This is a genomic window from Janthinobacterium sp. PSPC3-1, from assembly GCF_049896105.1.
GTDB lineage: Bacteria > Pseudomonadota > Gammaproteobacteria > Burkholderiales > Burkholderiaceae_D > Janthinobacterium.
Genome location: NZ_JAFCTQ010000056.1, coordinates 19224 through 30327, shown reverse-complemented (window position 1 = coordinate 30327; position 11104 = coordinate 19224). Strand labels below are relative to the sequence as shown.

9 protein-coding genes and 1 pseudogene are annotated in these 11104 nt (G+C 62.2%); 8 read left to right on the top strand and 2 right to left on the bottom strand.

What is annotated here, in order from left to right; translation table 11 throughout:
* Positions 1 to 93 precede the first annotated feature (93 nt).
* The 5 genes from ACP7B7_RS29885 to ACP7B7_RS29865 all read left to right on the top strand — a co-directional run bounded on the left by ACP7B7_RS29885 (position 94) and on the right by ACP7B7_RS29865 (position 7554).
* The gene (locus tag ACP7B7_RS29885) at positions 94 to 603 is read left to right on the top strand and encodes a GNAT family N-acetyltransferase (RefSeq protein WP_426079099.1); all 510 of its coding nucleotides are present in this window, start codon (positions 94 to 96) and stop codon (positions 601 to 603) included.
* Entirely contained in the window at positions 600 to 1523 is a 924-nt protein-coding gene (locus ACP7B7_RS29880) for a WD40 repeat domain-containing protein (protein ID WP_426079098.1), read from the top strand. The genes ACP7B7_RS29885 and ACP7B7_RS29880 overlap by 4 nt, the downstream gene beginning before the upstream one ends.
* 123 nt (positions 1524 to 1646) lie before the next feature.
* Entirely contained in the window at positions 1647 to 4031 is a 2385-nt protein-coding gene (locus ACP7B7_RS29875; RefSeq protein ID WP_426079097.1) for a TerB N-terminal domain-containing protein, read from the top strand.
* Complete coding sequence (locus ACP7B7_RS29870) at positions 4028 to 5329, top strand: ATP-binding protein (protein WP_374694270.1); 1302 nt, start codon at positions 4028 to 4030, stop codon at positions 5327 to 5329. Before ACP7B7_RS29875 ends, ACP7B7_RS29870 begins: the two co-directional genes overlap by 4 nt.
* Positions 5330 to 5331: 2 nt before the next feature.
* Positions 5332 to 7554: a DEAD/DEAH box helicase gene (locus ACP7B7_RS29865; RefSeq protein ID WP_308925307.1), complete on the top strand. Its 2223-nt coding sequence runs from the start codon at positions 5332 to 5334 to the stop codon at positions 7552 to 7554.
* Here ACP7B7_RS29865 and ACP7B7_RS29860 read toward each other — a convergent pair.
* Complete coding sequence (locus ACP7B7_RS29860) at positions 7551 to 8252, bottom strand: hypothetical protein (protein WP_308925308.1); 702 nt, start codon at positions 8250 to 8252, stop codon at positions 7551 to 7553. The two genes, ACP7B7_RS29865 and ACP7B7_RS29860, sit on opposite strands and share 4 nt — an antisense overlap.
* Positions 8253 to 8425: 173 nt before the next feature.
* On the opposite strand from ACP7B7_RS29860, the gene ACP7B7_RS29855 reads away from it, so the two are divergent.
* The 3 genes and pseudogenes from ACP7B7_RS29855 to ACP7B7_RS29845 all read left to right on the top strand — a co-directional run bounded on the left by ACP7B7_RS29855 (position 8426) and on the right by ACP7B7_RS29845 (position 10904).
* Positions 8426 to 9052, top strand: a complete 627-nt coding sequence (locus ACP7B7_RS29855; protein ID WP_308925309.1) for a flavin reductase family protein — start codon at positions 8426 to 8428, stop codon at positions 9050 to 9052.
* Between the two features lie 71 nt (positions 9053 to 9123).
* A pseudogene (locus ACP7B7_RS29850) lies at positions 9124 to 10412 on the top strand (ATP-binding protein); the annotation flags it as partial.
* A 45-nt stretch (positions 10413 to 10457) separates the two neighbouring features.
* A complete protein-coding gene (locus tag ACP7B7_RS29845; RefSeq protein WP_426079100.1) occupies positions 10458 to 10904 on the top strand; it encodes a response regulator in 447 nt (148 codons plus the stop codon).
* Here ACP7B7_RS29845 and ACP7B7_RS29840 read toward each other — a convergent pair.
* Positions 10835 to 11074, bottom strand: coding sequence for a hypothetical protein (locus ACP7B7_RS29840; RefSeq protein ID WP_308925311.1), 240 nt, complete (start codon positions 11072 to 11074; stop codon positions 10835 to 10837). The two genes, ACP7B7_RS29845 and ACP7B7_RS29840, sit on opposite strands and share 70 nt — an antisense overlap.
* Between the last annotated feature and the right edge of the window lie 30 nt (positions 11075 to 11104).

Below are 11104 nucleotides of genomic sequence, written 5' to 3'. Positions count from 1 at the left end.
CAAGGATCCCGCCCACTATCTGGCGGGACTGGAGAAACTGTGCGATGAGCTAAATGTGCTGACCTAGTTTTTTTTCGCCTGAAGGAATTGCGCATGACCATCCTGCATACGGCGCGCCTGCGCCTCGAACCCGTCACCGAAGCACATTACGAGGCCATGCACGCCATGAACTCGGATACCGAGGTGATGACTTACCTCAACGCCGGCCAGCCCGAGACGGAAGAGCACACGCGCGCCGCCGTCGCCCGCATCATGGGGCGCTGGAGCGAGTGGGGCTATTCGTGGTGGGCCCTGATGCGCAAGGATGACGACGTCATGGTCGGCCTGGCCTGTTTGCAGCACATCGGCGGCGACAAGGCGCAGCCGCACGAAATCGGCTGGCGCCTGGCACGCGCGGGATGGGGCAAGGGATATGCCAGCGAAGCGGCCGCCACCATCGTCGACCATGCCTTCAAGGTGGTTGGCGCACCGTTCGTGGTCGCCGTGGCCCACCCCGATAACGCCGCATCGATCAAGGTCATGACACGCTTGGGCATGCGCTACACAGGCATGGAAAAACACTACGACCTCGACAGCGTCGTGTATCGCCTGGATCGCCCATGAAGGTGAAACCGCTGAACCTGGGCTGCGCCTACAGCGTGCGGTTTTCGCCCGACGGCACGCGCCTGGCCGTGCTCGGCCACGACCTGATCCTGTGGGACGTGGCGGCGCGCCAGAAGCTGTGGCGCGGCAAGCCGGTGCCCCATTGCTCGGCCATGGCGTTTTCGCCGGATGGCGGCCGGCTGGCCGTGAAAAGCACCACCGGCCTGATGGCGGTGGTCGATGCGGCGTCGGGCGACGTGATCGTCAACTTCCGCAACAAGCAGGATGGCGAAGGCAGCGGCCCGGCCTGGTCGCCGTGCGGACAATACCTCGCCGACGGCGGCTGGAACGGCCGCCTGCAGGTACGGGAAGCGGCTACCGGCGAGGTCGTCTTCGCGCACGAGCATCGCGGCGAAATGCTGCGCGGCGTGAGCGCCATCGACGGCGGCCAGCGCCTGCTGGTCCTGCACGGCGTGAAATCGGTGGAAGAAGGGCAGGCGCAGCCGCCCGATTATGTCACCGTATGGGAATGGCCCCTGCAGGCCGGCGCCGGCCGCACCGTGCTGTCGCTGGCTGGCCTGAGCTCGATTGCCGCTTCGACCGATGGCCGCTACCTGGCGGCGCTGCACCGCGTTGACGGCCTCGAACAGCTGTCGGTGTTTGCGCTGGCCGATGGCCGGCAGTTGGCCAGCACGCCCGCCGGGCAGGGCGGCGGCACCGGCAATACGCTGTGCTGGTCACCCGACGGCGATACGGTAGGGCGCATCGGCAAGGGCAAGCTGGAGTTTTATGGCTGGCCCGGACTGGCACTGCGGCAGGAGCTGGCTTTCATCTATCCGTGTGCGCTGGCGTTCTTGCCGGGTACGCCATTGGTGGCCATAGGCTCGTGGGAAAAAGGGGCGCTGATGGAGTTGACGCTCAATGCGGCAGCGGTGCCGTGAGCTGCATACTGCGCCAGCCTAGCATATTGATTGCTGTCATGAAGTTGCCGAACTCATGTTAGCATTTGGAAATAACAATTAGGTAATTCCAGAAACTCGCGATTGGATACGGGGAGCCGGTTGATGCATTTTCGACAGCACGGCTTGCTCTTTTATTTGGCGTTGGTGGCTGGCATTGTTGTCGTCTTCCTGATGCTGTTCTTCGGAAGACTGGCAGGGCTGATTTCAGTGTGTGCCGGCATACTGTATGTTTATCTGCGATATCGGATTCGTCGGGCCAGCGAGCATGGCGCTTTATTTGAGCAAGATGAAGTGTTGAAAACAATCAGTGCGACATGCGCGGCATCTGGCACGGCAGGCGTGCTGGAAGAAACAACCACTAACGAGAGCAAGGCGACATCGATGGTGCAATACAGTTCAGATGACGCGCATTCTTCTTCCGAGGCTGCCGGCTTTCGCATTCCCCCGCCACCTGCCGAGCCAATCATGGCGCGCTGGTTTGCACGCAATGATGCGGTCACCGTTGCCGGTTTATCGATTCCTTCAGGCATGGTTTACGTCGGAGAACGCTTGCCAGGACAATATGGCACGCCGGATCCCTGCCTGATCGATCCCCTGAAAACGGTCGATCTGCTTGCTGATTACAACGAGGCGCATACCCACAATGACTGGCCCAATTATTCCGACGTGTCACCGCGCGCTCGCGGTGCCTATTTGAAATGGCTGGCTGACGGACGTAGTGGACCGGAGGCCGATATCGCGAATATCTGGCTGTTTTTCTTTGGCCTGGAACGCCGGGTTCTGCTTGACTACAAGTTCGACAAGGCACTTGCTTCGGAGTTGCCGCAGATTGCAAAAGAATTGCTGCGTCTGTTAAAACATTATGGGAAAAAATCGTCGTTATTTCACAGGCAATGTAGCGACTTTCTGGAAATAGTCAACCTGTTACAGGCGCCGCCGCAGTTGTATCTGCAAGCGATGCCGGAATTTCCTGCCGGCGCCGTGATGCCCATGTATCTGCGTCTCGCCATCGGTCAAGCCGTGGCCGACCAGCAGCCGATTCCGGTACAGCTGGCCTGGGCCTGGGTGCAGCACGAGCCGTCCATCATGCTGCGTACGGCAGCCATCCGTTGCCCTGAACAATTCCACGCGCTCTTTCTGAAGACGTATGTTGCCAAGCATGGCGACCGTATCAAGATACGGCCGACGGCAACCAGGCTGAAATGCGTGTATATGCCAGCGTCTTATGCCATGCGAGGCACCGAGGGGATTGTTGTCGAGACAGGCGATGTTCCTGATGTGCGCACCATGGATGGCCCCGTCAATTTCCTGCAAAAAGTCGTCGATGCTTGCGCAGCCGAACTCGACGCTTATAGCCGTTTTGTCGGGCGTTTTCCCGAACAACGCCATGCGCTGGAAGCGCTGGTGCATTTGCCGCTGGCCATCTGGCCGCCATCGGCAATGCAAGCTCTGCATGATATCAGGACGGCATTGGCCGATGGTGCCATGGCGTTGCCGTTGGCGTCGCTGGCCAGCCGTTTTAATGCGCAAGCGGTGCTCAGCAGCGAGATAGTGAACACACTGGTAAATGCCCTGGCCTCGGTGCAAGTGGCAACCGAACCCGAGCTGTCGACGACGGGCAAGCATGGTGGGGACCAGGTCGTGGCGCTGTTCCTGATGCCCGTCGCCCACCCCGATAAAGGCGCGCCGGTGGAAGACCCGGTTGCCACGCTGGCGCTGGAACTGCTGATCATGCAGGCGCAGCTCAACGACGTGTTCAGCGATGAAAAACTGGTGGTGCTCGACGCGCAGATAGCCTCCTGGACGCAACTGCCAACGTTGCAACAGCGCAGGCTGATGGCGCGTGCGCGATTGCTGCGGCAAGAACCGCTGCTGCCTACTGCGATGCGGCGCAAGGTGGCGGCCGCTGGAGAGGCGGCGCGCGAAGCGTGCGCCGCGTTCATCGTGCGCATCGCCGGCACTGCCGCCCATATGCCGCGTGCCGAGGTAGCCGTGCTGGAGCGGCTGTATGCCTTTCTCGATGTCGACAGTAAAAAACTGTATGTTGCCTTGCACGGCAGCGCAATGGCACCGGCAACAAATCACGCTACCGTATGCGACCGCCCCCCTGCCGGCGTGGTCACGCTCGATATCGCGCGTATAGCCCAATTACACAGCGATAACGAAAAACTGGCCGTTTTGCTAGGTAATATTTTCGTCGATGACCCCGTGCCCGAGCCTGCGGCAATCGTGCCTGCCAGTACGCCTGCGTCAGGCGGCGTGCCCGGGCTCGATGCGGCGCACACGGCATTCATGCGCCAGCTCCTGGCCCGTTCGTCCTGGCCGCGCAGCGAGCTGGAAGCGCTGGCGCGCAGCCTGGACATGATGCTCGACGGTGCGCTGGAACATCTCAATGAAGCCTGCCTCGACGCCTACGACTGCCTTTGTTCGGAAGGCAACGACCCGATTGACATCAATCCCGACATCCACGAAAGAATCGCGCCATGAGTTTGCCACCTATCCGCCCCAGGGACCGCGATGCCGTCCTCCAGTCCTTGCGTGCCGGTGTGGTGCCACGCGTCGGGCAGCACTTGATACAGGTGGGCCGCAAGCATGAGATAGAAACACTGGTGGCCGATCTGGACCGGCTTGTCGACGGTGGCTCGGCGATCCGTTTCGTGATCGGGGAGTATGGTTCCGGCAAGACGTTTTTCCTGAACCTGATACGCGCCGTGGCGATGGAAAAGAAACTGGTCACTGCCAATGCCGACCTGAATCCGGACCGGCGCCTGCATGCCACGGGTGGGCAGGCGCGCTCGCTGTATGCCGAATTGATGCGCAACCTGTCCACACGCACCAAGCCGGATGGCGGCGCGATGACGGGCATCGTCGAGAAATTTGTCTCGACGGCGAAAACCGAAGCGGCGGCGCAGGGCGTGGCGACCGAAACGGTGATACGCCAGAAGCTTGAACACCTGACGGAGATGGTCAATGGCTTTGATTTTGCCGATGTGATTGCCGCGTATTACCAAGGTTTTGAGACGGGCAATGAACAATTGAAGGCCGACGCCATCCGCTGGCTGCGCGGCGAATTCAATACCAAGACCGAAGCGCGCCAGGCGCTGGGCGTGCGGGCCATCGTCGACGATGCCTCGTTCTACGACCAGCTCAAGCTGTTTGCGCGCTTCGTGCGCCTGGCGGGCTTTACGGGCTTTGTCGTCTGTCTCGATGAACTGGTCAATTTGTACAAGCTGGCCAATACCGCCGCGCGCAATGCCAACTACGAGCAAATCCTGCGCATCCTGAATGACACCTTGCAGGGCAATACCGAAGGACTCGGTTTTATCCTGGGTGGCACGCCTGAGTTTTTGCAAGATCCGCGCCGTGGCCTGTTCAGCTATCCCGCATTGCAAAGCCGCCTGGCGGAAAATACCTTTGCCACGGCGGGCCTGGTCGATTACAGCGGCCCGGTGCTGCGCCTGGCCAGCCTGACCCCCGAAGATTTTTATGTCTTGCTGCAAAAAGTGCGCAACGTCCATGCATATGGCGTGGCCGAGAAATTCGCCCTGCCTGACGAAGCGATTCACGCCTTCATGGAGCATTGCGCAAGGCGCGTCGGCGAGGCCTATTTCAGGACGCCGCGTACCACCATCACGTCCTTTGTCGGCTTGCTGGCGGTACTGGAGCAAAATCCGTCGGCACGCTGGCAAGCGTTGCTGGAGCAGGTCGATGTGTTTGCCGATACCGGCGGCGCAGCCGACGCCCAGCTGGAAGCGGACGAAGATTTCGCCGGCTTCCGGATCTGACCGTGTCCGCCGGCGAACAGCGCGCATCGACCGCATTCAGCTTGCTGGACGTACGCATCCAGCGCTGGATATGGACAGAAAAATGGAGCGTCTTGCGCGACGCGCAGGAGCGGGCGATTCCGGCGCTGATCGGCTGCGACCGCGATGTGCTGATTGCCGCCGCTACTGCCGCCGGCAAGACCGAGGCCGCTTTCTTTCCCATCCTGACGCATTTGCTGGCCAATACCCGGGACACCGGCCTGTGCATCTATATCAGTCCGATCAAGGCCCTGATCAATGACCAGTTCATGCGCCTGGAACGGCTGTGCGAACAGCTGGAGATTCCCGTCTGGCCCTGGCATGGCGATATTTCATCGTCGTCAAAAAACCGCTTTTTCAAGCAATCCTCGGGCGTGGTGCTGATTACGCCGGAATCGCTCGAAGCGATGCTGTGCAATCGCGGCTTCCAGGTGCCGCAGTTGTTTGCCAGGCTGCGCTATATCGTGGTTGACGAGCTGCATGCCTTTATCGGTAGCGAGCGCGGCAAGCAGCTGCAGTCGCTGATGCAGCGCATGGAACTGGCGGTGGGGCGCAAGGTGGTGCGGGTCGGCCTGTCCGCGACCTTGGGTGATCTTGGCATGGCGGCCGAATTCTTGCGCCTGCGCGGTGGTGGCGCGGTCGAGACCATCAATTCGAATGCCGATCCTGTGCGTCTGCAGCTTGAAATCAAGGGCTATGTGGAGCCCGCACATTTGCCGGCAGAGCAGCAGGATGCTGCCGCCGTCACGACCAGTTCCATCGTCCGTCATTTGTTCGACACCTTGCGCGGTTCGAACAACCTGGTCTTTCCGAATACCCGCGGGCTGGTCGAGGAATACGCCCATGCTCTGGGCCGGCTGTGCGAGCAGCAGCATATCGCCAACGAATTCTGGCCGCATCACGGCAACCTGTCGCGTGACATACGGGAAGAAACCGAAGCGGCGCTCAAGAACAAGGCTAGCCATGCGACCGCCATTTGCACCAATACGCTGGAATTGGGCATCGATATCGGCGCCGTCAAAAGCATTGCCCAGATCGGCTCTCCGCCATCGGTGGCCAGCATGCGCCAGCGCCTGGGTCGTTCCGGGCGACGCCCCGGCGAACCGGCCATCTTGCGCGGCTATGTCACGGAACAGGCGTTGATGAAGGATTCCACCCTCGATGTGCAGTTGCGTACAGGGCTGTTTACGTTCGCTGCGATGGTCAGCCTGCTGGAAGACAAGTGGGTCGAACCGCCGCAGACGGATGGCTTGCACTTTTCAACCCTGATCCAGCAACTGCTGTCCCTGATTGCCCAGCGTGGCGGCGTACAGGCTGGTGACGCCTATCGTACGCTGTGTGTGCAAGGTCCCTTTCCCGCCTTGGACAAAGCTGATTTTCTCGATATGTTGCGCCATATGGGCAAGCTCGAACTGATACAGCAGGACGCATCCGGTGTGCTGCTGCATGGGGCAAAAGGCGAGCGCATCGTCAATCACTATTCTTTTTATGCCGCGTTTGCGGCGGAAGAAGAATATCGCGTGGTCTGCGATAGCCGCGTGCTGGGTTCCCTGCCGGTGTCGAGCAGCGTATCGATCGGTGACTACATCGTGTTTGCAGGAAAAACCTGGCGTGTCGAGACAATCGACGACGACGGTAAAACCATTTTGGTCAGCAAGACATCGATCGGCAAGGCGCCGGTGTTTACCGGCGGCAAAGGGCACCGGCATGCCAAGATCAGGGAACGCATGCGCGACCTGTACCGTGGCACCGCGGTGCCGCATTTTCTCGATGCCGCTGCCGTTCTCTTGCTGCAGGAGGGGCGCGACAGCTATGCGCGTTGTCGCCTGGATCAACGTGTGATGCTGAGCATGGGAAGCAATATCTATCTGCTGACCTGGCTAGGCGACAAACAGAACGAAGCGCTGGCCGCAGTGCTGCGCAAGGCCGGCTTGAGCGTCTCGGTATCGGGACCTGCGATCGAGATTTTCGCCAAGGAGACCGGCCAGCAGAGGATCGCGCAATGTCTGCGGGCGTTTGCCAGCCAGCCGCCGCCTGACGCGCAGAAACTGCTGGCGGGCGCCTTCAATCTGCGCAGGGAAAAATGGGACTGGGCGCTGCCCGAGCACTTGCTGAAAAAATCCTATGCCAGCTTGCAGATGGATGTGGCCGGAGCGCATGCCTGGGCGCAGCAATATGCGGCCACCCCGCAGGAGCATGACGCTTAAAACCTGATCGGACAGGGCGCCGCCCTGCCTTCGCCAAAACTGGCATGGCCGGACCTGGCGCTGAGGTTCAGCGACATGCTGCCCTTGTCGGGCAGGTAGATGCAGTATTCGCCGGCCGCCGTGATGACGCGGTAGATGCGCTTGGGGTCGTTCGGTGCGCTCCACAGCTCGATGCGGGCCGCCTCATGCCATTTTGGCTTGACCGCCGCATGCGCTTCCGCGAAGCCTTTCGCCAGGCGCGTCTGCGGCGTATCGGCCGGCGCGACGAACTCCTGCGGATGTTCGGCGCGCAGCTGGCGGTCGATGGCGCCGGCCGCTTGCCGGGCCTGCTCTGCCAGGGTAAGGGTACTGGCCCTGGGTGCCGCCGGCGCCGCTTCGGCTGGCAGGGCGTCGTCTTGCGGTGTGGGGGCAGGTGCGGCCTTGGGTGCAGATGGCGTGATGGCAGGATCGGCACGGAACACCGGCAGGGGCGGCGGCGCAGGCTCGGACTTGGGTTCAGCAGGCGCAACAGATTCTCTCGTTGGCGGCAGTGGCGGCATCAGCTGCAGCCAGATGCGTCCGTCGTGTTCCACGCGCTGGTGTACTGGCCGCGTGACCGCCCAGAACAGCGCCAGGTGCAAGACGGCCAGGGCGGCGATGGTCCGGCTCTGACGGCGCCGCTGGAAAACAAAGTGATCTTGCGCAGTGACGGTGCTCATCTGTTTCATGTTTCCCAGAAGTAAGGTGCCACCAGTATGCAAATTTGCAACAACGCTGTAAACCGCTTTCGCACAGTGTGCGTATGGCGCCACCCGAGGTAGCGCCATACGCGCCCGGGCGGTGATTTTGTTAAGCTGTCGTTCCGGCCCCCATTACACACGACAGGAATTGCATGACCGACGATCGCCATTTTTACGAACCTGCGCAGGGCCACGGCCTGCCGCACGATCCCTTCAACGCCATCGTCGGGCCGCGTCCCATCGGCTGGATCGCCACGCGCAGCAATGCCGGCGTGCTCAACCTGGCGCCCTACAGCTTTTTCAATGCCTTCAATTACACGCCGCCGCTGATCGGCTTTGCCAGTATCGGCCGCAAGGACACCTTGCGCAATATCGAGGAAAACGGCGAGTTCGTGTGGAACCTGGCCACGCGGCCGCTGGCCGAGGCGATGAACGCCAGCTGTGCGGCGGCGCCGCCGGAAGTGGACGAATTCGCGCTGGCCGGCCTGACGCCGCTTGCCTCGCGCATCGTCAATGTGCCGCGCGTGCTGGAGAGTCCGGTGTCGTTCGAATGCCGACGCACGCAGATCATCGAACTGCAGGGCCTCAATGGCGACGGTGTCGGCAGCTGGCTGGTGCTGGGCGAGGTGGTGGGCGTGCATATCGCGCGCCATCTGCTCGTCGATGGCGTGTACGACACGGCGGCGGCCGCACCGATCTTGCGCGGTGGCGGTCCGGCCGATTATTTTGAAGTCAGGGCGGACAGCCTGTTCCGGATGCGCCGGCCCGGCTATCCCTGAGGCTTGAATGGCGCGCCGCAGCAGCCGCTATAATCGAGGCTGGCACCATTTACTGGTGCGAAAGGAAAAATATGTTGAACAGTAGCGTCGTCTATCGTGAGGCACCGGATTTGCGCGGTTCGGAGCAGGCGCTGGAATTGCGCGTGGCCGAACTGAGCCAGCAGCTGGTCCTGGCCGAGGCGCAAAAGCGGGAACTGGAAGCGGAGCTGTTCGATGCGCGTTTGCTGCATGGCGTCAGCGCCATGCTGATCGATGAGGACAGCGTCGGCGAACTGTACCAGCATCTGGTGGAGGCCGCCACGGTCATCATGCGTTCCGATTTCGGCAGCATGCAGCGCTACGATCCCTTGCGTGGCGAACTGCAGATGATCGCCAATGTCGGTCTCAAGGAGGAAGCGGTCGCCTTCTGGCAGTGGGTCTATCCGGGACGGGCCACCACCTGCGGCAGGGCGCTCGACCTGGGCCAGCGGGTGATCGTGCCGGACTTCGAAGACTGCGACTTCATCGCCGGCAGCGACGACCTGGCCGCGTTTCGCAAGGCGGGTGTACGCTCGGCCCAATCGACGCCGCTGTTGACGCGCGATGGCCGGCTGGTCGGCATGATCACCACCCACTGGACGCATTGCCACCAGCCGCCGGAGCGCGACCTGCGCCTGCTCGACATCGTGGCGCGCCAGGCCGCCGACCTTATCGAACGCAATACCTCGGCCGAGGCCCTGCGCAACCATGCCAGCCGGCTGGTCGAGGCCGACCGCTACAAGAATGAATTCCTGGCGACGCTGGCGCATGAGCTGCGCAACCCGCTGGCGCCGATCCAGACCGGCTTGTCCATCCTCCGGATCGGCAAGCCCGAGCAGGCGCCGCGCATCCTGACGATGATGGAGCGCCAGCTGGGCCACATGGTGCGCATCATCGATGACCTGCTCGACGTTTCGCGCATCAGCCGCGGCATGGTCACGCTCAAGCGCGCGCGCATCGCGCTCGACGCTGTCATCCATAGCGCCATCGATACCAGCCGCCCCCTGATCGATGCCGCCCGTCATCAGTTCACGGTCACCGTTCCCGAGCAGGCCGTGTGGCTCGATGCCGACCTGACGCGCCTGGCCCAGATCGTCAGCAATCTTCTCAACAATGCGGCCAAATATACGCCGCCTGGCGGCAGGATCGCGCTGGCGGTGGAAACCGCTGGCCGGGAAGTGCTGATCCATGTCCGCGATACGGGCATCGGCATTCGGCGGCGATGTTGTCCGGCATTTTCGAGCTGTTTACCCAGGTCGATTCCGGCATGGAGCGTTCGCAAGGCGGGCTGGGCGTCGGCCTGGCGCTGGCAAAACAGCTGGCCGAAATGCATGACGGCAGCATCGAGGTGGCCAGCCCGGGCGAGGGTGGCGGTGCGGTATTTACCGTGCGCCTGCCGATGCTCGCCGAGATGGCGCCGGATGCGGCCGGCGATGGCGCACACGCCACGCTGATGCCGGCGCGCGCCCTGCGCATCCTGGTGGTCGACGACAATGCGGATGCGGCGCACATGCTGGCGTTGCTGCTCGATCAACTGGGCCATGCCAGCAGCGTGGTGCTGGAAGCGCCAAAGGCCGTCGCGGCCGCGCTGGCATTCCAGCCCGACCTGGTATTTCTCGATCTCGGCATGCCCCATCTGAACGGTTTTGATCTGGCGCGCGACTTGCGGGCGCACCCTGCCTTGAACCAGGCATGCCTGGTGGCGCTGAGCGGCTGGGGCACGGAAGACGACCGCGCGCGCAGCCGGCATGCCGGCATGGCGCATCACCTGACCAAGCCGGTGATGCTGGACGAAGTGACGGCACTGCTGACGCAGGTGGCGCAAGCGGCCTGAGGGCCGGAAATGGCCAGCGGCCGCGCCGGCAGCTGGCTGGTGTCGGGCGTGTTGAACATCCCGGTGCCGCCGTTGATGACCCTGATATACAGGTCGTCGCCCATCTCCTCGGGGAAATGGAAACGGTTGCGCGCCACGCCTTCCGGCACCGATTTGTCCGGCAAGACCATCAGAGGGCCATTTTCTTGGCCCCCGCCAAA